Raw genomic sequence first — 24,420 nt, forward strand, 5'->3', positions numbered from 1 at the left:
TTTCCCCCGGTAGGGCGCGGGCCGGCGCGCCGATCACCCGGCCCGCAGCCGGGCGGCGTCCGCCTCGGGGAGCCGGCGCACCGCCTCGCGGAACGTCACCCCGGACATCCGGGACCGGTGCGCCTCGGTCCACGCGATCACGTAGGCCGGATCCCGCTTGGAGATCTCCCGAAGCACCCAGCCGATCGCCTTCCGGACGAAGAACTCCTTCTCGTCCAGCATCGAATCCGCGTAGCGGTCGAAGCGGACCAGGTCGGGCGCGCCGGCCCGGACGCCGGGCAGCAGGGCGAGCAGCGCCGAGCGACGCACCCAGAAGTCGGCGTCTGCGGCCCAGGCGTCGGCGGCGCCGAAGTCGGCGGGCGTACGGCCCATCAGCGGGCCCGCGACCTTCTCCGCGAGCGTGTCCACGTACACCCAGCCGGCCGCCTCCCGGATCAGCCGCTCGATCCGCGGCAGGTCGGCGCGGGTGAGCACGCGCAGATGGATCCGCAACAGTTCGATCGCCGCGAAGCGGCTCTCGTGCAGCCGCCGGGCCCACAATGCCTCGACCCAGGCGAGCAGTTCGGCCCGGGTCGGCGCGGGCCGGGCGCGCGTCGCGGCGGTCACCGTCCTGCGCAGCACCGGGACCGTGACGCCGAGGAAGTCGAGATCGCTCTTGAGATACGCCTTCTCGGCCTCGGCGCGTGCCGGTGTGCCGAGCGCCGCGAGGTCGGCGAGCAGGGCCGTGGTGGCTTCGTCGGGATCGAACATGGGCCCACCGTAGGTGGTGCGCGTCACGGTGTGCGGATGTGCGCAGGGGGTTCGGCGCACTTGACATGAAGTCGGCTTGAAGTTCGAGAATTCTCGCAACGCGATCGGGGGGAATGCGCTCCGGTCCGGTCTCCGTTGGCCCCGTCGGCACCGGCCCGTCCCGAATGGGCCGGCACAGAACCCAGGAGTGCACGATGCGCGCGATGCGATTGAACGAGTTCGGTCCGGCCGAGAACCTTCGCTTCGAAGAGGTGGCGACGCCGGAGCCGGGCCCCGGCGAGGTGCGCATCGCGGTCGCCGCGGCCGGGGTACACCTGGTCGACGTGATGCTGCGCACGGGGCGGGTGGAAGGGCCGTTCCCGGAGCCGGAGTTGCCCACCACCCTCGGCCGCGAGGTGGCCGGCACGGTGGACGCGGTCGGCGCCGGGGTGGATCCGACCCTGGTCGGTCGCCGCGTGGTGGCGCACCTGGGCAACCGGGGCGGCGGCTACGCGGAGTTCGCGATCGTCGACGACCAGGCCCTGCTGCCCCTGCCCGACGACCTCGCGGCCGAGGTCGCGGTGGCGATGGTCGGCACCGGGCGCACCGCGATGGGCATCCTGGAGGTGGCCGCGATCGGCGCCGACGACGTGGTGCTGGTCACCGCCGCGGCGGGCGGCCTGGGCACGCTGCTGGTCCAGGCCGCGCACCGGCTCGGCGCGGTGGTGATCGGGGCGGCCGGCGGACCCGCCAAGGTCGAGGCGGTGGCGAAGACCGGCGTCGACCTCGCGGTGGACTACAACGCCGCCGACTGGGCCGACCGGGTGCGCGAGGGCTTCGGCGGGAGGCCGGTGACGGTGCTGCTGGAGAGCGTCGGCGGCGAGATCGGCCGCACCGGGCTCGACCTGGTCCGCCGAGGCGGTCGGGTGGTGACCTACGGCTGGTCCTCGGGCGCGGCCGTCGCCGACCTGGACGAGGTCGCCGCGGCGGCCGGGGTGAGCGTGGAGAACCCGCTGGGCCCGCGCATGATGAACCGTCCGGGCGGCATCAAGGCCCTCGCCGAACAGGCCCTGGCCGCCGCCGCGGCGGGCGAACTCACCCCGGCGGTCACCACGTTCCCGCTGGCCGAGGCCGCCGCCGCACACACCGCGCTGAGCGACCGGCAGACCGTCGGGAAGGTCGTCCTGATCCCCTGACGCCGCTCGATCGTCGAACGGCCGCACCCCCGCCGCAGGCCCGCCGTTCGAGCGGCGGGCCGTCGCGGTGGTGCGGGTCAGCCCGACGTGTCCCGGTTCGCCGCGCCGATCTCCCGCTCCAAAGCCGCGAGTTCCGCCTGCTCGTCGGGCGGGATCACCGCATCGAGGTCGGCGAACCCCTCGGGCTCCCGCTCGTGCGCGAGCGTGAGCAGGATGCCCGGACCGGGTGCACGATTCGCCGCCTGGAGCGCCGTCGTCGCCGGTCGGCGCCGCTCCTCGTACCGGGCGAGCGCGTCGATCGGGTCCGCGTGGGCGGCCAGTTCGTGCGCGAGCACCGCCGCGTCCAGGATCGCCTGCGCCGCGCCGTGGGCGCCCCTCGGGAAGGTCGCGTGCGCGGCGTCGCCGAGCAGGGTCACCCGCCCGTCCGACCAACTCGGCAGCGGGTCGCGGTCGATCAGCGGGTACTCGTACGCCACGTCCGCGTCGGCGATCACCGCCGGCACGTCCAGCCAGTCGAACTCCCAGTCGGCGAAATAGCCCACCACCGTGTCCGGTTCGGCCGGCCGCTGCCAATCGCCGCGCTCGGGCGGCGGTCCGGCCGACGGCCGCTCGGCGACCCAGTTCAGCAGCGCGGGCCGCTCCCCCTCGGCCGCCCGCAGCGGGTGCGCGACGAACGTCCGCACGCCGTCCCCGGCGACGATCGTGGTGTGCCCGGTGAGCAGGTCCGGCGCGGGCGAGATCCCGCGCCACTGCACCCGGCCGTGCCACGACGGCGGCCCCTCGCCCGGATACATCAGCGCCCGCCCGGCCGAGTCGATCCCGTCGGCCGCGATCAGCACGTCGGCCTCGTCGATGACGATGTTCCCGTCCCGGTCGGTCAGTTCGACCGTGACCCCGGCCGCGGTCTGTGCGTATCCGCTCAGCCGCAGACCGGTGCGCAGCGACTCGGCGCCCAGCCAGGCCAGTTGGGCGCGCACCAGGAGCATCTGCAATTCGCCGCGATGGACCGACAGGTGTGGCCAGGCGTGGCCGGCGGCCAGACCGCGCGGCTCGGTGTGGATCCGGCCGCCGAAACGGTCGTGGTGGATCAGTTCCGTGGTGGCCACCGAGATCTCGGCGAGGTCGTCGTACAGGCCCAGCGCGGCCAGTTCGCGAACGGCGGGTGGGGGCAGGTCGATCCCGACCCCGTGCGGGCGGATCTCCTCGACCGCCTCGTACACGGTCACGTCGGCGATACCCGCCGCGTGCAGACTCAGGGCGGTGGCCAGCCCACCGATGCCGGCTCCGGCGACGACAACGCGCACGAGTGCCCCTGTACAGGTGGAAGGGATGTTGTCGCACGCAGGGTACGCGTCGACCGCGCTCGCCCGTTCGGGGGGTCTCGCCGAACCGTGCCGCGGATCGTGCGCGCGGGCCCGGACGGCGGAGCATAACGGGACGCATGGGCCACAAGGCGGCGAGAATCGGTGCATGGCCATCGCTTCGAGCAACCGCGCGAATCCCTCCGGATCCCCCGAACCCCGTCCCGACCTGCCCGAACTCCCTTATGCGGCATGGGCGGACACCTTGGACACGCTGCACCTGTTCGCGCAGATCGTGGGCAAGGTGAAGCTGGCCGCGAGCCATCCGCAGAATCACTGGTGGAACATCACCTTCACGGTCGACGCCCGCGGCCTGACCACCCGCCGGTTGAACGTGGCCGGGATCGCGTTCGACATCGCGTTCGACTTCATCGACCATCGTGTGGTCTTTCGTACCGATCGCGGCGAGGTGCGCGAGATCGCGCTCGTGGACGGGCTGAGCGTGGCCGCGTTCGACCTCGCCGTCCACGGCGTGCTCGCCGACCTCGGGATCGACGTACCGCTGCTGGAGAAACCCTTCGGGGTGCCGCACCTGACCACGCCGTTTCGCGAGGACACCGAGCACCGCACCTACCGGGCCGAGTACGCGCAGCGGTTCTGGCGCATCCTGACCTGGTCGGCGGACGTGTTCGAGGAGTTCATGGGCTGGTTCGACGGCAAGAGCTCGCCGGTCCAGCTGTTCTGGCACTCCTTCGACCTCGCGCTCACCCGTTTCTCCGGCAAGCGGGTCGAGCCGCCGATGAGCGGGGTCGACCCGGTCACCGCCGAGGCGTACTCGCACGAGGTGATCTCGTTCGGCTTCTGGGCGGGCGACCCGACCGTCACCTACCCCGCCTACTACTCGTACGCCGCGCCCAGACCGGACGGCGTCGAACGGCAACCACTGTCCCCGCGCGAGGCGGTCTGGCTGCCGGACGGTTCGCGCTCCACGCTGGAATACGACGTGGTCCGCCGGGCCGAGGACCCGCGCCGCACCCTGCTCGGTTACCTCCAGTCCAACTTCGCCGCGAGCGCGACCCTGGCCGGCTGGCCGACCGACGAACTGCGCTCCAACTGGTGCCCCACCAGCGAACACCTGCGGGCGCTGGCGCGGGCCGGGCTGTGAGCGGCGGGCCGGCTCAGAAGCGGCCCTCGGCCCGCCTGCGCAGATCGCGCCGACGCGCCTCGCGGACCAGGGCGAAGCCGAGGACCACGGCCACCACCACGACCGAGGACAACAGCTGCGGCCGGGCGTCGGCGTCGAACAACATCAGGATCGACACCGCCGCGAGCGCGAGCATCACGAACCAGGTCAGATACGGGAAGCCCCACATCCGGATGATCAGCCGCTCCGGATCCTCGCGCTCCATCCGCCGGCGCAACACCAGTTGCGCGGCGGCGATGGCGAACCAGACGAAGAGCAACATCGCGCCGACCGAGTTCAGCAGGTGCTTGAACACCTGCTCCGGCCACCACACGTTGAGCAGCGCGGCGAGGAAGCCGAACGCCGAGGAGGCCAGCACGGCCGTCCGCGGCACGCCGTTGCCGGCCAGGCGGGACAACCCGCGCGGACCCTCGCCGCGCCGGGACAGCGAGAACGCCATCCGGGACGCCCCGTACAACATCGAGTTCAGCGCGGACAGCAGCGCGGTGAACACCACGACGTCCATCACGTGGGCCGCGCCCGGGATGCCGATGTCCTCCAGGACGGACACGTACGGGCTGCCCAGCCGGTCCGAGTCCCACGGGAGCAGCGTGGCGATGACCGCCACCGATCCGATGTAGAAGAGCAGGATGCGCCAGACCGCGGTACGCACCGCGCGGGCCACGTTGCGGGTGGGGTCGTCCGACTCGGCGGCGGCGATGGTGACGATCTCCAGACCGCCGAAGGAGAAGGCGACCGCGAGCAGGCCGGCGATCACCCCGTCCCAGCCGTTGGGCAGGAAACCGCCGTTGCCGGTGAGGTTGTCGAGCCCCGGGGCGTCGGTGTCCGGGAGCCACCCCATGATGGCCAGCACGCCCAGCACCAGGAAGCCGACGATGGCCAGGACCTTGACCGTCGCGAACCAGAACTCGGTCTCGCCGAAGGACCGCACCGTGAGCAGGTTCGCGCCGGTGAACACCAGCATGATCGCCAGTGAGAACACCCAGATCGGTACACCCGGCACCCACCCGTGCGCGATCGCCGCCGCTCCCGACGCCTCGACGGCGAGCACGATGGTGACCATCCACCAGTACAGCCAGCCGACGGTGAAACCGGCCCACCGCCCGAACGCGGCCCCGGCGTACTCGGAGAACGAGCCGCTGCGCGGGACGGCCGCGGCCATCTCGCCGAGCATCCGCATCACCAGCAACACCAGCACCGAGGCCAGCGCATAGGAGATCAGGATGCCGGGGCCGGCGGTATGGATGCCGGCGCCGGTGCCGACGAACAGGCCCGCGCCGATCGCGCCGCCGAGCGCGAGCATGGTCATGTGGCGGGGCTTGAGGGCGTGGCCGAGGTGATGGGTGTCGGCGGGGGCGGGGTGGGCCGAGGCGGGGTCGGGTGGGATGGCCTTGGCTGCCTTGCCTGCCCTACCTGCGGTGCCTGCGGTGCCTGCGGTGCCCGAGGTGTCCGAGGTGTCTGGGTTGCTCATGGTTGGCGCTGATCCTGGGGACGGGAACGGGCGTGCGACGGTCAGTATGGCCTAGCCCACATCGCCCCCGGCAAACCCGGACAACCCCTCGATGTTCGAGCGCCTGTCCCGGCCTCGGCGCCCCCTCACGCCTCCCGGGCGTCGATCGCGGCGAAGTCGGGCTCGCGGCGCTCGGCGAAGGCGGTCAGCGCCTCGATGTTGGCGGGGCTGCCGAGCAGTCGGCCGAAGGCCGCGTCCTCACGGCGGCGGGCCCGGGCGACCGTGTCCCCGAGGCCGTCCAGGACGGTGCGCTTGGCCTCGATCAGCGACGGGATCGACTTGGCGGCCAGGATCCGGGCGTGCCGCATGGTCACCGCCATCAGCTCGTCGGCCGGACAGACCTTGAACACCAGGCCCATCTCCAGGCACTCCGCGGCGCTCAGCCACTCGCTGCTCAGCAGCGCCCACATCGCGTTCTGCCGGCCGATCAGCTGCGGGAAGGTCACGCTGCTGCCCGCCTCCGGTGCGACCGCGAGCGAGGTGAACGGGCACTTGAGCCGGGCGGTGTCGGCCATGAAGGCGAGATCGGCGAAGCCCAGGACGGTCGCCCCGATGCCGAGCCCGAGTCCGTTGACCGCGACCAGGAACGGCTTGGGGAACGCCTGGAGACGATCGACCATGCCGCCGAAGCCGTGTCGGCCCTTGACCTTGGTGCCGCTGTTGAGCTGCGCCATCTCGATCAGGTCGGTCCCCGCCGAGAAGGCCCGACCCGCGCCGGTGAGCACCACGACGGCGACCGCGGGGTCGGCGGCGGCGTCGATCAGCGCGTCGGCGGTCGCGTCGTACAGCGCCTCGTTGAACGCGTTGAGTGCCTCGGGGCGGTCGAGGGTGAGGGTCCGGACGCGGTCGGCGTCCTCGATCCGGATCACGGGTGCTCCTGGTGACGGGGTGGGGTGGATGCGGTCTCGGGTTCGATGGACAGGAAACCTTACTTAGTTGACCGAGTCAAGTGTCTCGGCGATCGGGTGGTCGGGGCACTTCGAATGGGTCGGTTGTCCCGTGCTTCACGTGCGTAACGGCCCGGTGACGTGGGAAAGTCCTCGGACGGTACGTCGGGAATACGGAATGCCGCGCATATCGGGTCTTGATCCATAGCCGCTAAGGAGCCGTCGTGGAGTTCGACGTCGTTGTGGAAATTCCTGCGGGCAGTCGGAACAAGTACGAGATGGATCGCCGCACGGGACGGATCAGGCTCGACCGCATGTTGTTCACGTCCACCGCCTATCCCGCCGACTACGGCTTCGTACATCGCACCCTGGGCGGCGACGGCGGCCCGCTCGACGTGCTGGTGCTGCTGGACGAACCGACCTTTCCGGGCTGTGTGATCCGCTGTCGCACGGTCGGGATGTTCGTGATGAGCGACGAGAAGGGTCCGGACGAGAAGGTGTTGTGTGTACCCGCCCGCGATCCGCGGCGGCACGCGATAGAGGACATCGCCGATGTGCCGGCCTTCCAATTGAACGAGATCGCGCACTTCTTCGAGGTGTACAAGGACCTCGAACGCGGCAAGTCGGTGGAGGGTTCGCACTGGGAGGGGCGGGACGCCGCGGAGAAGGAGATCGTGGCGGCGTATGAGCGGCGCGAACTGGACACGGGGGAGTGGCCGTTCGAGGGTCGCTGAGGGCGCGGGCGACCCGGCCCGATCGGGGACGGTCGGGCCGGGCCGGGTCGCCCGCGTGGGGTGCTTCGAGGGGTTACGCCCGGTGTACGACGCGGCCCGCGACCACCGTCGCGGTGACGGGGAGTTCCGGTAGGTCGTCGGGTGGGCAGGTCAGCGGGTCGCCGCCGAATACGGTCAGGTCGGCCCGGCAGCCGACGGCGATCCGGCCGGCCACCCTCTCCTCGCCCGCCGCGTAGGCCGCCTGCGTGGTGTAGCCGGCCAGGGCCTGGCGGGCGGTGAGGCCGGCCGAGGCCCCGTACGCGGCGCGGTCGATCTCGCCCGCCGGGCGCCGCAGTTGGGCGCCGGCCAGGGTGCGTCGCGGGTCGAACGCGGCGACCGGCCAGTCCGAGCCGAGCGCGACGTGTCCGCCGGCGGCCAGGATGTCCGCACAGCGCCAGGCCCGGGCCGCCCGCTCCGGACCCACCCGGCGCGACCAGTTGTCGGAGTGGTCGGGCAACGACCAGTCCATGTGCGTCGGTTGCATCGACGCCACCACGTCAAGCGCGGCGAAGCGCGGTACGTCGGCGTCGCTCAACACCTCGGCGTGCTCGATGCGATGCCGGGTGCCGAACGGCGCGGTGTGCCTGGCGTATACGTCCAGGGCGCGGGCCACCGCCCGGTCGCCGATCGCGTGTGTCCAGGCCGGCAGGCCCGCGCGGGCCGCGATGGCGACGGCATCGGCGTAGCGGTCGAAGTCCTTCCACTGGGATCGGTGCGACTGGCCGCAGCAGTCCGGCTCGTGCAGCCACGCGCCGCCGCCGTCGATCGCGCCGTCGGCGAAGAACTTGATCGCCGCGAGCCTGACCAGCGCGTCCGGCCCGCCCAGGGACCGCAGTTCGCCGATGCGCTGGGCCAGGTCGTCCACCTCGCCCGGCGGACACCACGGCGCGAGGTGTACCCGCATGCTCAGCCGCCGCTCGGCGTCGAGGCCCGCGAGCGTGTCGACCGTGCCCGGCGCGTCGTCGAGGATGTGTACGCCGGTGACCCCGTGTCGGTTCTGTTCGGCGAACAACTCCTCGACCCGGGCAAGCATTTCGCCGCGCGGCATCGGCGGTACCGCGCGGTAGCCCAGGAAGCACGCGGTCATCTCGTGCAACTCGCCGGTCGGACCACGCTCGTCGCAGACGATCTCGCTTCGGTCGGCGAACTCGCGCGGCCCGGTCAGCCCGGCCAGGCGCAGCGCGGCCGTGCTCAGCAGCGCGGTGTGGCTGTCCGCCATCCAGACGAACGCGGGCCGACCGTCCACGGCGGCGTCGATCAGGTCGCGGTGGATGGCCCGGCCGGCGAACGCCGCGTACTCGCCGCCGAAACCGACCACCCAGTCGTCCGGACCGCACGGCGCTGCCTGTTCGGCGAGGCGGCGCTGTACCTCGGCCAGGGTGACCGCGCCGACCAGGTCGGCCCCGCGGGTGCTGCCGGCGCCCATCACGGAGTGCTGGTGACAATCCGTCAGGCCGGGTGTGACGGTGTGTCCGGTCGCCTCGATCACCTCGGTACGCGGGCCGATCAGCGCCCGGGCGTCGGCGCCGAGCGCGACGATCACCCCGTCCCGGACGGCGATCGTGTCCGTGACCGGTCGGTCCCGATCCATGGTCAGTACGTGCGCGTCCGGGACGACGAGGTCGGCGGTGGTCATGCGGTGCTCTCCACGGGGGTCGAGGGTTCGGGATCGGTGCCGCCGTCGGCGAAGCTCACGCTGATCCGCACCTTGTCCTGGGGGCGCTTGATCAGCAGGTACAGCACGCCGGTGCCGACCACAATGGCGATGCCGATGACGGCGGCCCACACCTGATAGGCGGGGGCGTCCGGCGGCGCGAGGATCCTGCGCGGCCAGGCGATGTTCACGAATTCGAAGGCGAGCCAGGCGACGGCGAGCACGTTCAGCGGGGTGCCCCACCGGCCGAGCCGGACCAGTCCCGCGGGTGTCCAGGTGCCGCGCAGTCGGGCGATCAGCGCGGCCACCGCGATCAGCAGGAACTGGAGATAGATGGCGGCGCTGCCGAAGGTGATCAGGCTGCCGATCGCGGAGCTGTCCAGCGCGAGGAGCAGGGCCGAACAGCTGATCGCGGAGGTGATCAGCAGCGCGCCCACCGGGGCCTGGCGCCTGTTGATCTTTCGCAGTGCGCGCGAGGCGGGCAGTACGTCGTCGCGGGAGACCGAGTACACCGCGCGGGCGGCGGACGCCTGGGAGGCGAGCGCGCACGCGATGAAGGCGATGATCACCACCACCACGAAGGGTTTGGCCGACCACGAGCCGAACGAGTTCACCACCGCGGTGGTGACCGGGTCCAAGTCCTCGCCGTGCACCACCTCGGCCGGATCGGGATGGGCCAACTGCACGGCGACGGCGTTCAGTACGACCAGGCCGCCGACGCTGATCAGCGTCCACCAGATCGCGCGGGGTACCTGCCGGGCGGCGTCCCTGGTCTCCTCGGAGGAGGCCACGCACGCGTCGAAGCCGATGAACGCCCAGCCGCCGACCGCGAGCACGGTGAGCAGGGCCGAGGGGGTCGAGCCCCCGGACAGTGCCTGTGCGCCCATCGTCTCGGTGAGGATGCCGAACCCGTTCTCCCGGAAGAGCAGAAGCAGTGCCAGACCCACGCCGAGCGAGGCCACCGCCTCGGCCGCGATGCCGGCGGCGAGTACCAGGCGCAGTACGTCGATGCCGAGCACGTTGACGGCGGTACAGCAGAGCAGGAAGATCGCGGCCACCGCGACGATGCGGCCGGGCGTGGGCTCGGCGTCGAACAGGGCGAAGAACCAGGGTGCGCCCAGGTAGACGATCGTGGTGTTGGCGAAGACCACCGCGCACAGCGCCACCCATCCGGCGAGCCACGCGTAGGTGGGCCCGAGCAGGCGACGGGCCCACTGGTAGGCGCCGCCGGCGATCGGATACTGCGAGGCCAGCTCGGAGTACACGCACATCAGCAGCGCCTGGCCGAGCAGCGCCACCAGGAGCACCCACACCCAGGCGGGGCCGGCGACGGTGGCGCCGACCTGGACGACGGCGTACAGGCCCACCACGGGGGAGACCGTCGCGAAGCCGATGGCGAGGTTGCCCAGCACGCCTAGACCGCGCTTGAGCTCCTGCTCGTAGCCCAGCTCGCCGAGCCGCGCGGCGTCGTGGTCGGGCGCCTTGCCGGTGGGGGTCGGTGGGCGAGAAGTGCCGTGGTTCATCGGGACCTCGCAACGGGAACGAATAAAACTTACTTAGTTAGTTTGAGGACCATAGCTCCCGGCCGGGTGTAGGGGAAGAGGTCGATTCCGGCTAGGTTGGCGACGCGGAGTGACCGACGACGGCGCTCGCGAACGGCACGAGGTGAGCGCACGATGGGTCGACCCAACCGCCCCAAACTCGACCGGGAACTGATCGCCCGCGCGGCGGTGGAGCTCGTCGACGAACACGGCATGGGCGCGCTCACCATGCGGGCACTGGCCACCCGGTTGGACGTGCGGGGGCCGTCGCTGTACAACCACGTGTCGTCGAAGGAGGAACTGCTCGACGCGATCACCGTGGTGATCACGAGGGAGATAGACCGCGCCCCGCTGGACGATCCGGACTGGCGGGTCGGCATCACCGCCTTCGCTCGCGGCTACCGCGCCGCCTACCTGCGCCACCCCGACGCGCTCCCGGTGATCGCCCGCCGACCGGTGTCCACGGAGCAGGCCCTGTCGGCCTACGACGCCGTCGCCCGCACGCTGATCCGGATCGGCCTCCCTCCGGCCGAGGCGGCCGAATTCTCGGCGGCGCTCGACTACCTGGTGGTCGGGTCGGTGATCGAGACGTACGAGGAGGGCTTCACCCGGCCGGCCGAGGAGTACGGGGCCGAGTACCCGTCGCTGGCCCGCTCCCTGGCCGCCGGCGACCGCGACACCCTCAACGCCCGCGGCTTCGACACGGGCCTGCGACTCCTCCTGGACGGCCTGGCCGCCCGCCTGGAGAACTGATCCGGAGGGCCGCCGATCGAGGCGGGCGGGGCGGGGGCCGTGGTGTCGGGGCGGGAGCCGTGGCGTCGGCGTCGGGCGCGGGGCGTTGACACCGCTCTATTGAATGCCGTTCAATCTGGATTGAACGGCATTCAATACGGAGGTTCGTATGCGGCTGACGCCCACCGAGCGGGATCGGTTGCTGATCTTCACAGCCGCCGAGTTGGCCCGGGCGCGGCGTGCCCGGGGGCTGCTTTTGAACGTGCCCGAGGCGGCCGCGTTGATCGCGGACACGGTGTGTGAGGCGGCTCGGGACGGGGCGCGGCTCGCCGACGCGATCGAGGCGGGGCGGTCGGTGCTCGGTGTCGCCGATGTGCTGCCCGGGGTGGTGGACGTGTTGGCCGACGTCAAGGTCGAGGCGGTGTTCGACGACGCGACGCGGCTGGCCGTGGTGACCGACCCGTTCCGCTCCGGCGAGGGCCTGCCGGTCGGTGCGGGTGAGGTGCACTGTCACGGGCACGGTTCGCGCTCGGGGGCGGTTGCCGCGCCGGTGTCCGGGCCCGGCTCGTTGGGGGACGACGCGCCGGGGGCGGTGATTCCCGGTGGGCCGGCGGTCGACCCGTACGTGGACGCCGATCTGGTCCGGGTGCCGGTGACCAATACGTCCGAGGTGCCGATCAGCGTCACCTCGCACTTCCACTTCTTCGAGACCAACCCGCGCCTGCGCTTCGACCGGGCGGCGGGGTACGGCCGTCGATTGGCCATCCCGGCCGGCTCCACCGTGCGGTTCGATCCGGGCGCGACGGTCGAGGTACGGCTGGTGCCGATCGCCGGCGCGCGGGTCGCGATCGGCTTCGCGGGGCTGGTGGACGGGCCGTTGGACGCGCCGGGCGCGCGTGAGGAGGCGTTGCGTCGGGCGTACGCGTGCGGGTATCTGGGCGCGGAGCCGGTCGGCGGTGCGGCTTCGGGCTCCGGGTCCGATCCGGCGGCGGGTTCCGGGAAAGCGTCCGGCTCCGATGCGACGTGGGGTTTCGGTGACGGTGGGGAGCGGGGTGCGCTGTGAGTGGTGGTGGTGGTGATGTGATGGATCCGCGTGACTACGCGTCCACGTACGGTCCGCGGGCCGGGGATCGCATGCGGCTCGGGGATTCCGGGCTGGTGATCGAGATCGAGCACGACTCGGCGCTGCCGGGTGACGAGTTTCTCGCGGGCTTCGGCAAGACCGCCCGGGACGGGCTGCATCTGCGGGCGATCCCGGTGCGCGACACCTGCGACGTGGTGATCTCCAACGTCGTGGTGATCGATGCGATCCAGGGCATTCGTAAGGTCTCGATCGGCATTCGCGAGGGGCGGATCGCCTCGATCGGGCGAGCCGGCAACCCCGATACCCAGGACGGCGTCGAGGTGGTCGTCGGCACCGGCACCACGATCGTCAGCGGCGAGGGGCTGATCGCCACCGCCGGCGCGATCGACACGCACGTGCACCTGCTTTCGCCGCGGATCATGGAGGCGTCGCTGGCCTCCGGGGTGACCACGCTGGTCGGCCAGGAGTTCGGGCCGGTCTGGGGTGTCGGGGTGAACTCGCCCTGGGCGCTGCGGAACGCGTTCGCGGCGTTCGATGCCTGGCCGGTCAACATCGCCTTCCTGGCCCGGGGTTCGTCGTCGGGTCGGGGGCCGCTGGACGAGGCGTTGATCGAGGGCGGGGCGTCCGGCTTCAAGGTGCACGAGGACATGGGCGCGCACGCCCGCGCCCTGGACACCGCGTTGCGGGTGGCCGAAGACCACGACGTACAGGTCGCGTTGCACACCGACGGCCTCAACGAGTGCCTGTCCGTGGACGACACGCTCTCCGTGCTGGACGGGCGCACGATCCACGCGTACCACATCGAGGGTTGCGGCGGCGGCCACGTGCCGAACGTGATGCGGATGGCCGGGGTGGCCAACGTGATCGGCTCCTCGACCAACCCGACGCTGCCGTTCGGGCGGGACGCGCTCGGCGAGCACTTCGGCATGATCGTCTCCGCGCACGGGCTCAAGACCGACCTGCCGGGCGACGCCGCGATGGCCCGGGACCGGATTCGGGCCGGGACGATGGGCGCCGAGGACGTACTTCACGACCTCGGGGTCATCCCGATCACCTCGTCGGACGCGCAGGGCATGGGGCGTGCGGGGGAGACCGTGCGGCGGACGTTCGCGATGGCCGGGAAGATGAAGCTGGAGCGCGGCGCCGAGCACGAACGGCACGACAACGCGCGGGTCATGCGCTATATCGCCAAGCTCACCATCAACCCGGCGATCGCGCACGGCCTCGCCCACGAGGTCGGCTCGATCGAGGTGGGCAAGATGGCCGACATCGTGTTGTGGCAGCCGCAATGGTTCGGCGCCAAGCCGCAGTTGGTGCTCAAGAGCGGATTCCCGGCGTACGGCGTGGTGGGCGATCCGAACGCCTCCACCGACAACTGCGAACCGCTGGTCATGGGCCCGCAGTTCGGCGCGCACGGGGCGGCGCCGGCCGAGTTGTCGGTGGCGTTCACCTCGCAGGCCGCCGCGGCGACGGGCGGCGACCTGATGCCGACCCGGCGGCGCCGGGTGGGCGTACGGGGCACCCGGGGCATCGGCCCCGCGGCGATGATCCACAACAACCGCCTGGCGGAGGTCCGGGTCGCCGCGGACACCGGTCTGGTGACGATGGACGGCGAGCCCGTGATGTCGGAGGCCGCCGAATCGGTGTCGTTGAACCGGCTGTATTTCCTGTAGCGGTCGTAGGTCCCGTGATGTCCATTGATGTCACGTGCTGCCCCGTGGTTCCCGACGAAGGACGAAAGAAGCAATGACATGACGAACACCCCCGTCGCCGACGGCTTTTCGATGCCGGCGGAGTGGGTGCCGCACGAGCGCACCTGGATGGCCTGGCCCAGCCGCAACGAGACCTTCGCCGAAGAGGACCTGCACACCGCGCGCGCCGCGTGGGGCCGGGTGGCCGGGACGATCGCCCGCTACGAGCCGGTCACGCTGATCACCGACCTGGGCGAGTCGGACACCGTGGCGCGCTACGTCGACCGGCCGCTGACCGTGCTGGAGAAGCCGCTCGACGACGCGTGGATGCGCGACATCGGGCCGACCTTCCTGACCGACGGCCGAGGTGGCATCGCCGCCGCCGACTGGGTGTTCAACGGGTGGGGCGCCCAGGAGTGGGCCTCGTGGGAGCACGACCGGCACATCGCGGAGCATGTGATCGAGGCGGCCGGCGTACGTCGTTACGCGTCGCGGATGGTCAACGAGGGTGGCGGCATCCACGTCGACGGCGAGGGAACGGTGCTGATCACCGAGACCGTGCAACTCGACGAGGGCCGCAACCCCGGGTGGACCAGGGAGCAGGTCGAGGCCGAGCTGAAGGCGTTCCTCGGGGCGCGGAAGGTGATTTGGCTGCCGCGCGGACTCACCCGCGACTACGGCCTGTACGGCACCCGGGGTCACATCGACATCGTCGCGTCGTTCGCCCGACCCGGCGTGGTCCTCGTCCACGTGCAGCCCGATCCGGCGCACCCGGACCACGAGGTGGGCAAGGAGAACGCGGCCCTGCTGCGCGCGGCCACCGATGCGCAGGGGCGTTCGCTCGAGGTCGTGGAGATCCCGGCGCCGACGGTCCTCGAAGCCCACGACGACTGGGTCGACTTCAGCTACATCAACCACTATGTGGCCAACGGCGCGGTGATCCTGTGCGCGTTCGACGACCCTCGGGACGAGGAGAACGCCGCGACCTTCGGCAAGCTCTTCCCGGGCCGCGCCATCGAACTCGTGGACGCCCGCGACATCTTCGCCAACGGCGGTGGCATCCACTGCATCACCCAGCAGCAGCCGAGGGTCTGACGGGCACGGTGGCGGGCGTCCGGTCGGCGCGTGGCCGGACGGTGGTCAGCGCCCTGGCGGCGGTGGTGTGTTGCCGAGAACGGCCGCGGGTTCGCCCGGGGTGGTGGGCGGTTCGGTCGGCTTCGGCGGCCGGGTGGTGGGGTGGGCGCGCTCGCCGGCGCCGAATGCGGCGAGGGCGAGCAGGAGTATGGCCAGGGCGACGGTGGTGACGGTCGGGATGTACCAGCCGGCGTCGGTCGCAGGTTCGGTGAGTGCGGCCAGCGTTGCTATCCCGCCCGCGTAGAGGAGGGCGCCCGCGAAGGCGGGTATGCCGCGCCGACCGGCGCCGGCGGCGACCGCGCCCGCGATCAGCGCGAGCAGGAGCAGCAGGCCGGACAGGCCGATCAGGGACGGCCCGAAGTCGTCCCCGGTGCAGCCGCGTTGTCCGAAGTCGTCGCACGAGCCCAGGGCGGCGGCGCGGATCGCGTAGGTCCCGATCAGCCAGCCCGCCGAGGTCGCGCCGGCGAACGGGAGGAGCCACCCCCGAAGGGCGGCCGGGACGGGGTGGGACGCCGGTGCGTCGGTGCTCATGGTCGGAGGCTAGGCGGCGTGCGGGACGCGCGGATGAACGGCCAGGAAGCGTGGAGTGAAGGCTGCGTGGCCCGGCGGACGGGCGGACCGGGTGGGGGACGCAAGCGACCGGGACGGGGCAGGGACGGGGCGGGATCGGACCGGAATGGAGCGGTTCGGGGTTCCGGACCGGCCGTGGTGGGTCGATCCCGGCCCCTCGGCCCTCTGCCTCCCGCCCCCGCCGGGCGGTCGGGTCAGGTCTTGGGCGTCGCGCCGTGTGCGGCTGCGAAGGCGGCGATCCGGGTGGCGAAATCCGTGTCGGCGGCGGTGATTCGGTCGCCGGCGTCGTGGGTGGTCAGGGCGAAGGTCAGGGTGCCGTAGAGGATGGTGATCCGGGCGTGGTGGTTCGCCTGGTCCTCGGCGGCGGCGACGGTCGCGTAGAAGGCGGGTACATCGGCGCGGGCGCAGGCGTATGTCGCGGTCAGTTCGCCGTCGGTGACCTGCCAGCCCGGGAGGTCGGCGAGGGCCTTGGTCAGTTCGGCGTCGGTGAGCGGCTGGGGTGCCACGGGGGGTCCTCTCGTCGGACGTGGGCGCGGACGCCGGGGTCGCGGACCGGGAACCGGCTCCGGTCGCGGCACCGGCTCCCGCCAGTATGGCGGCGTCGGTTCGCCGGGCGCGGTATTGAACGACGTTCTAACATGGCGGCAGGCGAGGTCCGCCGTCGAACGAACCAGGGGTGCTGAGCATGGCGGGGACACGGCGCAAACGGCTGGAGCAGCCCCGGGAGGTGGTGCTCCAGGCCGCGATGGACGCGATCGCCGAGCACGGGCTGACGCAGCTGACCATGGCGGGCCTGGGCAAGCGGATCGGGATCAGCGGCGGCCATGTCGCCTACTACTTCGGGTCCAAGGAACAACTCCTGGTCGAGACGCTGCGCTGGAGCGAACAGGGATTCGCCGAGCGGCGACGGGCCCTGCTGGGCGCGACCGAGGTGCCGCGCGCCGAGCGGCTGGCCGGCTACATCGACCTGTACCTGCCCGACGAGCGCGCCGACCCGCGCTGGACGTTGTGGCTGGAGGTGTGGACGCGCTCCCTGGCCGACCCGGACGTGCTCGCCGCGAGCGTGGAGATCGAGGGCCCGTGGATGGCCGATCTGAGGGCGATGATCGCGCCACACCCGGATCCCGACGGGTACGTGTTGCGCCTGCACGCGCTGCTCGACGGGCTGGCCACTCGGATCGTGATCGGCGCGCCCGGGCCGTCTCGCGACGAGATGGTTCGGCAGGCGACCGGGTTCGCGGTACGTGAGGCGGGTGTCGAGCCGGGGGCCGAGCCGGGCGCGGATCCGGGCGTCGGGCCGGGGGCGGATTCCCGTACGAACCACACGGACAGGTGATCGGGGGCCGAATTCCTCCCGTTCGGCGCGGACCGGTCGCATCGTGGACGGATGAAGTGGTGGCGGAACCCGAAGCTGCTCGCGGTGCTCGGCGCGGTGGTGGCGGTGCTGGTGGCCGTGGGTCTGGCCCATCGTGACGGGCCGGCCGGGACCGGTCCGGCGTCGGGCGAGGGGGCACCGGTCGGCGCGGTCGCGGAGGTGGCTCCGAGTACCCCGGTGGTTTCGGCGGTTCCGAGCCACGCGGCGTCCGCGAGTCCTCGGGCGACGAAGCTCTCGTCCGTGCCCAGGAACGTGCTGCCCGATCTGGTCGGTGCGGACCTGCAGGAGGCGTGGGACGGTGCGCGCCGGGCCGGCTACCGGTTCGTCACCTCGCACGACGCGAGCGGGCGGGGGCGGCGGCAGTTCATCTTCAGCAGTTGGAAGGTGTGCGACCAGAGTCCCGATCCGGGGCCGCTGGACAAGGGACTCCGGGTCGAGTTGGGCGTGGTCCGGCACGACGAGAAGTGCCCCACCGGCGCGGCGCCGACCGCCGAGCCCAAGGTGGTCGACGGCCGGATGCCGAACCTGGTCGGGCGCAGCGTCATGGTCGTCCGGCGCGGCCTGCGCGGTGACGCCCACGTCGACGTGGACGACCTCGGCGGCGGGCGGCCGGTGCTGATCGAGACGCACTGGGTCGTCTGTACCCAGCGGCCGGCCGAGGGGCAGCCGGTGCCGGACACGGTGGGGGTGGGCGTGGTGAAGTACGGGGAACGCTGCCCGGGTTGAGGCCCGGGGGGCCGCGCCGCCGTCGGTCAGAGTCCCAGTGCTTCGCGGGCCGGGTCCACCAGCTTTTGTACCGTGCGACCGTCGGCGAATCGGCCCAGCGCGGTCATCGTCCAGATCGGTCCCTCGCGGACGAGCTTGCACATCAGCACACCCGTGCGCGGTTCGGAGCCGGACAACTCGAAGCGCACCAGTTCGGTGTCGGTGGTGTCGTCGACCAGGCGGCAGAAGGCGCGCGAGACCTGGGTGAACTTCTGGCCCAGGAACGAGTTCACGGTGAAGACGAGGCCGGTGACGTGCGGCGGGAGTGCGTCGAGGCGGACCACGATCGACTCGTCGTCGCCCTCGCCCTCGCCGGTCAGGTTGTCGCCGGTGTGCTTGATCGCGCCGCCCAGGCCGGACAGTTTCATGAACCAGACCGCGACCACCTTCCGGCCGTGCGCGTCGAAGGCGATGCAGGAGGCGTCCAGGTCGATGCTGCCGCCGGACTTGGCCGGGTCCCAGCCCAGTCCCATGCGCACCCGGGTCAACGGCGGCGCGCCGGTCTTGACCAACGACACCGACTGGTCCTTGCGCAGGCTGACGCGGCCCTTGTCGAGATTGATGGGGGTGTCGGTGCGGGTGGCGGTGCCGGTGCCGGTGGGCAGGGGGGCGGTACGGGCCTCGGCGGGGGCGGGGGCGGGTGTCGGGGGCGGGGGCGGCGGGGGCGGCGTCGTCACCGGGCGGCGGGGGATCGGCGGCGGGATCGGCGCGGGCCTGGGCGGCTCGTGTGGCAGCAGCGGGGCGACGGGCGCGGTCGGGGTGTCGTCGTACGCGGGGGGCTCGGGGCGGGTGGGCGGCGCCGGCTGCGGGCGGGTGGGCGGCGGCGGGGCCGGGTCGTCGTCGACGGAGACGCCGAAGTCGGTGGCGATGCCCGCGAGTCCGTTGGCGTAGCCCTGGCCGACCGCGCGCACCTTCCACGCGCCGCCGCGCCGGTACAGCTCGAGCAGCACCAGCGCGGTCTCGCGGCCCAGGCCGTGCGGGGTGAACGTGACCAGCGCCTCGCCGGACGGGTCGCGCACGGTCGCGGTGGGCGGGGTGGTGCCGCCGAAGGTGACCGGTGTGCCGGGGCGGCCGTCCAGGCTCAGCGTCACCATGATCGTCTGCACGTCGGCCGGCACCGCGGCGGTGTCCACATGCACCGCGGCCGGTCGACCGGGGCCGGCCGCCAGATAACGGACACCTGGTCCGTTCGGCTGGTTGTAGAAGACGAAGTCGGCGTCGGAGCGCACCTTTCCGGTCCCGGCGAGCAGCAGCGCCGATACGTCCACCGGCGCCGCGAAGGCGACCTCCACCACCACGGCGGCCACCGCCAGCGGGCAGTTGCCACCCTTCGAGAGCGTCACCGACATGCGCACCCCTCCGCTCCCCGGACCCCACCGAGCCGGCCGGTACGACACTACCGACGCGGGCCCGCCCACCGCAGCGAACCACCCACGGCCCCCGACCCGAACCCCAGCCGTTCGACCCCCAACCACCTCCACCGCACACCGCCCCCCGCCCTCCGGCACCCACCACCAAACCACCGGCGGCGCTCACCACCCACACCCCGGCCGGCCCCACAACCCGCTCACCGGCCGCCCACTCACCCGCAGCCCCTCAACCACCGGCGCCGATGTCCGCTCACCTGCCACCGGCACCCCGCCGACGCCTGCTCGCCCGCCATCCGCTCGCCGTTTGCCCGCCTGCCGGCTCGTCGCCCCTCACGCACTGGCGCCCGCTTTCCTCCGACGCCTGCTCGCCCACCTCCCGCCTGCCGGCCCGCCCGCCGCCCGCTCACGCCGTCGGTCGGCCCGCCCCGTCGCTATCGCCGGATCAGGCCCGCGTCGTATGCCAGTAGGCCTGCCTGGGTTCGGTTGGTGCAGGCGAGTTTGGTGAGCATTCGGGAGACGTAGCTCTTTACCGTGGTTTCGCTGAGGAACAGGCGCTCCGCCGTTTGGGCGTTGGACAGGCCCTCTCCGATGCAGGTCAGCACCTCGATCTCGCGTTCGGTCAGGGACGCGACGGCGAGGGCGGCGCGTTCGCGGGCGGCGTTGCGGCCGGAGGAGGCGGTCACCAGGTCGCGGGTCACCGCCGGGGACAGGACGGTGTGGCCGTCCATGGCTACCCGGACCAGGCCGATCAGGTCCTCCGGCGGGGTGTCCTTGAGCAGGAACCCGGCCGCGCCCGCGTGTAGGACGCGCAGGATGTACTGCTCCAGCCCGAACGTGGTCAGCACGATCACCCTGGGCGCACCCGGCAGGTCGACGATCTGTTCGATGGCGGTCAGGCCGTCCACGCCCGGCATGTGCAGGTCCATCAGGACCACGTCGGGCCGATGGCGCAGGACCGACTCGACCGCCTCGGCGCCGTCGTACGCCTCGCCGATCACCTCGATGTCGTCGGCCACGCCGAGAATCGTGCGCAAGTGGGCGCACACCATACGTTCGTCGTCGACGAGCAGGACGCGGATCATGCGGGCTCTCCGGTGGTCGTGGTCGTGGTCGTGGCGCCGGCGGGCAGTATGGCCAGCAACTCGTAGCCGCCGTCGGGCAGTGGGCGTGTGCGCAACGTCCCGGCCACCAGCTCGACCCGCTTGCGCAGACCGAGCAGGCCGCTGCCGCCCGAACCCAGGGCGACGTCGACCGCCCGGGTGGGAGCCGAGTTTCGCACGGTGATCCGGACCTCGTCGCCCACGTAGTGCAGGCGGATGTCCACCCCCGCCCCCGGCGCGTGTTTGTGCACGTTGGTCAGCGCTTCCTGGACCACCCGGTAGGCGGCCCGGCCGACCACGGGCGAGGTCGGGTGCGGCTCGCCGAGCGTGACCAGGTCGACCGGGATGCCCGCCGAGCGCGAATCGGCCACCAGGTCCGATACGTCGAGCACGGCACGCGGGCCGACCACCACCGAGCCCACTTGCCGCTCCGATCGGGTCACCGCGACCAGCCCGCGCAACTCCTCCAACGCCTTGCAGCCCACCAGGCGCAACTCCTCGGCCGACGCCCGTACGTCCTCGTCCCGAGCGCGGGTGCGCAGCGCGCCCGCCTGGAGCACCATCAGGCTGACCCGGTGGGTGATCACGTCGTGCATCTCACCCGCGATCCGGGCCCGCTCCTCCATCCGCACCCGTTCGAAGCCCAACTGGCGCTCCCGAACCTCCCGTTCGGCCCGATCCGCGCGCAGTCGGCGGCGCGCGGCGACGTAGAGGCCGAGGAGGACGGGGACCAGCGCGAGGCCCGCGCCGGTGACGATGTTCAGCGGGCGCGGATGGCTCCACGGTTGTGCGGTCGTCACCACCAGCGCCCCGATCAGCCCCCACGCGCGCCGTCGGTCCTCGACACCGGCCCCCACGGCGTAGGCCGCGAAGTAGAGCACGTGGGTCGGATACACCAGCCCCACCGCACAGATCGCGGCGCCCGAGCCGAACGGCGCACGTCTGCGGTACAGCAGCAGCGCACCGCTCAGCACCGCGCTCACCTGGTGCAGGTACGGCCAGCCGACCAGGCCGGCGTCGCGCCCCATGCGCAGCGTCAGCCCCAGGGCGACGCCGATCGCCGCGACCAGCACGTCGAACCCGAACGAGCGGCGACTCGCCCACCAGGCGCGGATGCTCACCAGGTCACGGTAACCGGCCCCGGGAGCGGGTCGCACGAACGGCACCGACGGTGCGCCGGCACAGGAGCCCGACGCACCGCCGCAGGTCATGGGACCGTCGATCATCGGCCGGCGGTCATTCCGTGGAGATCGCGGCCAACACGTTCATCCGCGAGGCGCGCAGTGCGGGCAGCAGGGCGGCGAGCAGGCCGACCACGCCGGCACCGACGACCACCGCGGCGATCGTCCCCCACGGGATGGTCAGCACGTCGAGGCCCTGCGAGGCGAGCATGCGCTGCGCCGCGACACCCCAGCCCACCCCGAGCGCCAGTCCCAGGACCGCGCCGAACACCGCGATCACCGCCGACTCCAGGCGGATCATCCGCCTCAATTGGATCCGCGACATGCCGATCGCGCGCAGCAGTCCGATCTCGCGTGTGCGCTCGATCACGGACAGCGCCAGGGTGTTCACCACCCCCAGGATCGCGATGATGATCGCCAACCCGAGCAGGCCGTAGACGAGCCGCAGAATGATGTTGGTCTGATCCTGCACGGTCTGCTTGTAGTCGGCCTGATCGCGCAGTTTCACCTGCGGGTAGGGCTTGAGCGCGGTCTCCAGCGCGGCCCGCACGGTCGAACTCTTCGCCCCGTCGGCGACGTTGGCCATGATCACCGAGTCGAGCAGGTCCGGGACGAGCTTGGCCAGCGTGTCCAGGCCGACTATGCCGGAGCCGGCGTTCGCGAGGCCGATGCCCTCGTCGTTGATCACAGCGCCGACCCGCAACTCGGCGGTCCGACCGTTGGGCGTGCGCAGCGTCACCGTGCCGCCGACGCCCAGGTCGTGCTTCTTCACATAGGACTTGGGCAGCGCGATCCGACCCGGGGCGAGCCCGTCGGGGGCGCTGCCGGCGGTGTACTTCTGCTTCAGCATCGCGTCGATGCCCGGATCGGCTCCGGTCACCGTGATGGTCTCGGACGATCCGTTGAACAGCACCTTGGCCTCGGTCTCGCGCTGGCGCACCACATTGCTCACGCCGGACACCTTGCGCACCGTCTCCGCCACGTCGTGCGTGAAGTTGAGCCCGCCGTCGCTTTCCAGGGTGTAGTCGGCGCCCAGGCGCTGGTCGATCTGCTTGCCGACCGAGTCCTTCATCGACGTGGCCACCACGGACAGCGAGGCGACCAGCGCCACGCCGATCATCAGCGCGGCGGCGGTGGCGCCGGTGCGGCGCGGATTGCGCAGCGCGTTTTCCCGGCTGAGCCGGCCGACCGTGCCGAACAGGCGCGGGAACGCCCCCGCCAGCCACGGGATCACCGCTCGGGCCAGCACCGGCCCGAGCACGATGAAGCCGACCAGGGTGGCGACCAGGCCACCGGCCAGGGCGATCCCGTGCGCCGCGTCCAGCTTGGTCGCGGAGGCGCCGACCGCCAGGCCGATCGCGCCGAGCGCGGTGACCGCGGTGCCGCCGACGGCGCGCCCGCGCAGCGACTTCGCGGGCGGTGCGCCGGCCTCGCGCAGCGCCGCCATCGGGCTGACCCGGGCCGCCCGGCGCGCGGGCAGGTAGGCGGCGACCAGGGTCACCACGACCCCCACCGTGTAGGCGATGATCGGCGTCGCGGATTTGATCACCAGCGGGGCGCCCTTGAGGTCAACTCCGAGGGACTTCATCAGCGTCAACAGGCCCTGTGCCAAGCCGAGTCCGCCGAGCAGGCCCAGCGTGGAGCCGACCACCGCGAGCAGTGTCGCCTCCACCAGCACGGAGCGGTTCACGTCGGCCCGACTGGCGCCGATCGCGCGCATCAGGCCCAACTCGCGCGTGCGCTGGGCGACCAGCATCGAGAAGGTGTTGAAGATCAGGAACGTGCCGACCAGGAGCGAGACACCGGCGAAGCCGAGCAGCGCGTACTTGACCACGTCGAGCGCCTGGCCCAGGTCGGCCGAGGAGGCGTCGGCCTCCTCCGCGCGGGTCCTGACGTCGACGTCGCCGCCCAGCTTGGCGGCGACCCGCGCCTTCAGCTCCTTTTGGTCCACACCGGGCTCGGCGGTCAGCGATACCGACGTCACCATGCCCGGCTTGCCGAGCAGCCGATCACGGGCGGCGGCGCCGTCCAGGAACAGCATGGTCGTGCCGGGGTTGATCGTCTTGAAGTCGGCCAGGCCGACCACGGTCGCGTCGAACGCGCCGGGCGCGGCGACCACGTGCACCTTGTCGCCCAACCGCACCTTGTTGTGGTCGGCCGAGTCGCTGTCCAGGATCACCTCGCCGGGACCCTGCGGCGCCTTCCCGCGCTCGAGCACGACGGGGGACTGCTTGGTGGGGAACCAGTCGGCGGCCTGCACCTGGGGATCCGAGGTCAGCCCGACCTTCTTGCCCTTCCCGTCGATCACGATCACGTTGGTGACCGTGATGTCGGGATGCGCGTCGGCCACGCCCGGCACCGAACGGGCGGCGGCCACGATCGAGTCGGGCACGGTCGGCTGCTGGCCGCTCTTGCCGAGCCGGTCCTCCCGGAACTCCTTCTTCGGCTTGACCGTGACATCGGCCGCGGCGGTGCGCGAGAGGTCGTGAAACGTCTTGCTGATCGTGTCCGTGAACATCAGCGTGCCGGCCACGAACGCGACCGAGAGCAGGATCGCCAGCGCGGAAAGGACCATGCGCGCCTTGTGGGCCAGGAAGCTGCGGAGCGTTGCCTTGAGCATGTC

Annotated in this window: 21 protein-coding genes; 9 read left to right on the top strand and 12 right to left on the bottom strand. The window is 72.0% G+C overall.

Annotated features, from left to right (window positions below; all coding sequences use genetic code 11):
• Positions 1–33: 33 nt before the first annotated feature.
• Positions 34–750, bottom strand: a complete 717-nt coding sequence (locus ACH4XV_RS00670) for a DNA alkylation repair protein (protein ID WP_395785746.1) — start codon at positions 748–750, stop codon at positions 34–36.
• A gap of 194 nt (positions 751–944) precedes the next feature.
• Here ACH4XV_RS00670 and ACH4XV_RS00675 point away from each other — a divergent pair, with 194 nt between their 5' ends.
• Complete coding sequence (locus tag ACH4XV_RS00675; RefSeq protein ID WP_395785748.1) at positions 945–1,925, top strand: zinc-binding dehydrogenase; 981 nt, start codon at positions 945–947, stop codon at positions 1,923–1,925.
• A 77-nt stretch (positions 1,926–2,002) separates the two neighbouring features.
• On the opposite strand, the gene ACH4XV_RS00680 is transcribed toward ACH4XV_RS00675, so the two are convergent.
• The gene (locus ACH4XV_RS00680; protein ID WP_395785750.1) at positions 2,003–3,229 is read right to left on the bottom strand and encodes an FAD-dependent monooxygenase; all 1,227 of its coding nucleotides are present in this window, start codon (positions 3,227–3,229) and stop codon (positions 2,003–2,005) included.
• A 166-nt stretch (positions 3,230–3,395) separates the two neighbouring features.
• Between ACH4XV_RS00680 and ACH4XV_RS00685 the strand changes: the two genes are divergently transcribed.
• Entirely contained in the window at positions 3,396–4,391 is a 996-nt protein-coding gene (locus ACH4XV_RS00685) for a DUF5996 family protein (protein WP_395785752.1), read from the top strand.
• 13 nt (positions 4,392–4,404) lie between these two features.
• Here ACH4XV_RS00685 and ACH4XV_RS00690 read toward each other — a convergent pair whose 3' ends face one another.
• Positions 4,405–5,901, bottom strand: a complete 1,497-nt coding sequence (locus ACH4XV_RS00690; protein ID WP_395785754.1) for an amino acid permease — start codon at positions 5,899–5,901, stop codon at positions 4,405–4,407.
• A gap of 125 nt (positions 5,902–6,026) precedes the next feature.
• Complete coding sequence (locus ACH4XV_RS00695; RefSeq protein ID WP_395785756.1) at positions 6,027–6,809, bottom strand: enoyl-CoA hydratase/isomerase family protein; 783 nt, start codon at positions 6,807–6,809, stop codon at positions 6,027–6,029.
• 242 nt (positions 6,810–7,051) lie between these two features.
• On the opposite strand from ACH4XV_RS00695, the gene ACH4XV_RS00700 reads away from it, so the two are divergent.
• Positions 7,052–7,561: an inorganic diphosphatase gene (locus tag ACH4XV_RS00700; protein ID WP_395785758.1), complete on the top strand. Its 510-nt coding sequence runs from the start codon at positions 7,052–7,054 to the stop codon at positions 7,559–7,561.
• A gap of 73 nt (positions 7,562–7,634) precedes the next feature.
• On the opposite strand, the gene ACH4XV_RS00705 is transcribed toward ACH4XV_RS00700, so the two are convergent.
• A complete protein-coding gene (locus tag ACH4XV_RS00705) occupies positions 7,635–9,236 on the bottom strand; it encodes an amidohydrolase (RefSeq protein WP_395785760.1) in 1,602 nt (533 codons plus the stop codon).
• Entirely contained in the window at positions 9,233–10,777 is a 1,545-nt protein-coding gene (locus ACH4XV_RS00710) for an APC family permease (protein WP_395785762.1), read from the bottom strand. Before ACH4XV_RS00710 ends, ACH4XV_RS00705 begins: the two co-directional genes overlap by 4 nt.
• 153 nt (positions 10,778–10,930) lie before the next feature.
• Here ACH4XV_RS00710 and ACH4XV_RS00715 point away from each other — a divergent pair, with 153 nt between their 5' ends.
• From ACH4XV_RS00715 to ACH4XV_RS00730, 4 genes are all read left to right on the top strand, one after another.
• Positions 10,931–11,548: a TetR/AcrR family transcriptional regulator C-terminal domain-containing protein gene (locus tag ACH4XV_RS00715; RefSeq protein ID WP_395785764.1), complete on the top strand. Its 618-nt coding sequence runs from the start codon at positions 10,931–10,933 to the stop codon at positions 11,546–11,548.
• A 148-nt stretch (positions 11,549–11,696) separates the two neighbouring features.
• Positions 11,697–12,590: an urease subunit gamma gene (gene ureA / locus ACH4XV_RS00720; RefSeq protein WP_395785766.1), complete on the top strand. Its 894-nt coding sequence runs from the start codon at positions 11,697–11,699 to the stop codon at positions 12,588–12,590.
• Between the two features lie 20 nt (positions 12,591–12,610).
• The gene (locus ACH4XV_RS00725; RefSeq protein WP_395785768.1) at positions 12,611–14,284 is read left to right on the top strand and encodes an urease subunit alpha; all 1,674 of its coding nucleotides are present in this window, start codon (positions 12,611–12,613) and stop codon (positions 14,282–14,284) included.
• A 78-nt stretch (positions 14,285–14,362) separates the two neighbouring features.
• Positions 14,363–15,397 carry an agmatine/peptidylarginine deiminase gene (locus tag ACH4XV_RS00730; RefSeq protein WP_395785770.1) on the top strand — a complete coding sequence of 345 codons (1,035 nt, stop codon included), beginning with the start codon at positions 14,363–14,365 and terminating at the stop codon, positions 15,395–15,397.
• Between the two features lie 45 nt (positions 15,398–15,442).
• Here ACH4XV_RS00730 and ACH4XV_RS00735 read toward each other — a convergent pair whose 3' ends face one another.
• Together ACH4XV_RS00735 and ACH4XV_RS00740 are read right to left on the bottom strand one after the other, a co-directional pair.
• Positions 15,443–15,967, bottom strand: a complete 525-nt coding sequence (locus ACH4XV_RS00735; RefSeq protein ID WP_395785772.1) for a hypothetical protein — start codon at positions 15,965–15,967, stop codon at positions 15,443–15,445.
• A 233-nt stretch (positions 15,968–16,200) separates the two neighbouring features.
• Positions 16,201–16,512, bottom strand: coding sequence for a 4a-hydroxytetrahydrobiopterin dehydratase (locus ACH4XV_RS00740; protein ID WP_395785774.1), 312 nt, complete (start codon positions 16,510–16,512; stop codon positions 16,201–16,203).
• A gap of 179 nt (positions 16,513–16,691) precedes the next feature.
• On the opposite strand from ACH4XV_RS00740, the gene ACH4XV_RS00745 reads away from it, so the two are divergent.
• Positions 16,692–17,342, top strand: coding sequence for a TetR/AcrR family transcriptional regulator (locus tag ACH4XV_RS00745; RefSeq protein WP_395785776.1), 651 nt, complete (start codon positions 16,692–16,694; stop codon positions 17,340–17,342).
• A gap of 51 nt (positions 17,343–17,393) precedes the next feature.
• A complete protein-coding gene (locus tag ACH4XV_RS00750) occupies positions 17,394–18,107 on the top strand; it encodes a hypothetical protein (RefSeq protein WP_395785778.1) in 714 nt (237 codons plus the stop codon).
• Between the two features lie 26 nt (positions 18,108–18,133).
• Here the strand turns inward: ACH4XV_RS00750 and ACH4XV_RS00755 are convergent, their stop codons facing one another.
• From ACH4XV_RS00755 to ACH4XV_RS00770, 4 genes are all read right to left on the bottom strand, one after another.
• A complete protein-coding gene (locus tag ACH4XV_RS00755) occupies positions 18,134–19,495 on the bottom strand; it encodes a TerD family protein (protein WP_395785780.1) in 1,362 nt (453 codons plus the stop codon).
• A gap of 452 nt (positions 19,496–19,947) precedes the next feature.
• On the bottom strand, positions 19,948–20,598 hold the full coding sequence (locus ACH4XV_RS00760; RefSeq protein ID WP_395785782.1) for a response regulator: 651 nt from the start codon (positions 20,596–20,598) through the stop codon (positions 19,948–19,950).
• The gene (locus ACH4XV_RS00765) at positions 20,595–21,737 is read right to left on the bottom strand and encodes a sensor histidine kinase (protein WP_395785784.1); all 1,143 of its coding nucleotides are present in this window, start codon (positions 21,735–21,737) and stop codon (positions 20,595–20,597) included. Before ACH4XV_RS00765 ends, ACH4XV_RS00760 begins: the two co-directional genes overlap by 4 nt.
• A 115-nt stretch (positions 21,738–21,852) precedes the next feature.
• Positions 21,853–24,417, bottom strand: coding sequence for an ABC transporter permease (locus ACH4XV_RS00770; RefSeq protein ID WP_395785786.1), 2,565 nt, complete (start codon positions 24,415–24,417; stop codon positions 21,853–21,855).
• Positions 24,418–24,420 lie beyond the last annotated feature (3 nt).

Source organism: Embleya sp. NPDC020630, from assembly GCF_044334985.1.
Lineage (GTDB): Bacteria > Actinomycetota > Actinomycetes > Streptomycetales > Streptomycetaceae > Embleya.

Coding starts and splice junctions, on each gene's coding strand:
- ACH4XV_RS00715 (WP_395785764.1), top strand. CDS start 10,931: ATGGGTCGACCCAACCGCCCCAAACTCGACCGGGAACTGATCGCCCGC.
- ureA (WP_395785766.1), top strand. CDS start 11,697: ATGCGGCTGACGCCCACCGAGCGGGATCGGTTGCTGATCTTCACAGCC.
- ACH4XV_RS00725 (WP_395785768.1), top strand. CDS start 12,611: ATGGATCCGCGTGACTACGCGTCCACGTACGGTCCGCGGGCCGGGGAT.
- ACH4XV_RS00745 (WP_395785776.1), top strand. CDS start 16,692: ATGGCGGGGACACGGCGCAAACGGCTGGAGCAGCCCCGGGAGGTGGTG.
- ACH4XV_RS00760 (WP_395785782.1), bottom strand. CDS start 20,598: ATGATCCGCGTCCTGCTCGTCGACGACGAACGTATGGTGTGCGCCCAC.
- ACH4XV_RS00750 (WP_395785778.1), top strand. CDS start 17,394: ATGAAGTGGTGGCGGAACCCGAAGCTGCTCGCGGTGCTCGGCGCGGTG.
- ACH4XV_RS00710 (WP_395785762.1), bottom strand. CDS start 10,777: ATGAACCACGGCACTTCTCGCCCACCGACCCCCACCGGCAAGGCGCCC.
- ACH4XV_RS00770 (WP_395785786.1), bottom strand. CDS start 24,417: ATGCTCAAGGCAACGCTCCGCAGCTTCCTGGCCCACAAGGCGCGCATG.
- ACH4XV_RS00685 (WP_395785752.1), top strand. CDS start 3,396: ATGGCCATCGCTTCGAGCAACCGCGCGAATCCCTCCGGATCCCCCGAA.
- ACH4XV_RS00735 (WP_395785772.1), bottom strand. CDS start 15,967: ATGAGCACCGACGCACCGGCGTCCCACCCCGTCCCGGCCGCCCTTCGG.
- ACH4XV_RS00670 (WP_395785746.1), bottom strand. CDS start 750: ATGTTCGATCCCGACGAAGCCACCACGGCCCTGCTCGCCGACCTCGCG.
- ACH4XV_RS00705 (WP_395785760.1), bottom strand. CDS start 9,236: ATGACCACCGCCGACCTCGTCGTCCCGGACGCGCACGTACTGACCATG.
- ACH4XV_RS00730 (WP_395785770.1), top strand. CDS start 14,363: ATGACGAACACCCCCGTCGCCGACGGCTTTTCGATGCCGGCGGAGTGG.
- ACH4XV_RS00755 (WP_395785780.1), bottom strand. CDS start 19,495: ATGTCGGTGACGCTCTCGAAGGGTGGCAACTGCCCGCTGGCGGTGGCC.
- ACH4XV_RS00675 (WP_395785748.1), top strand. CDS start 945: ATGCGCGCGATGCGATTGAACGAGTTCGGTCCGGCCGAGAACCTTCGC.
- ACH4XV_RS00690 (WP_395785754.1), bottom strand. CDS start 5,901: ATGAGCAACCCAGACACCTCGGACACCTCGGGCACCGCAGGCACCGCA.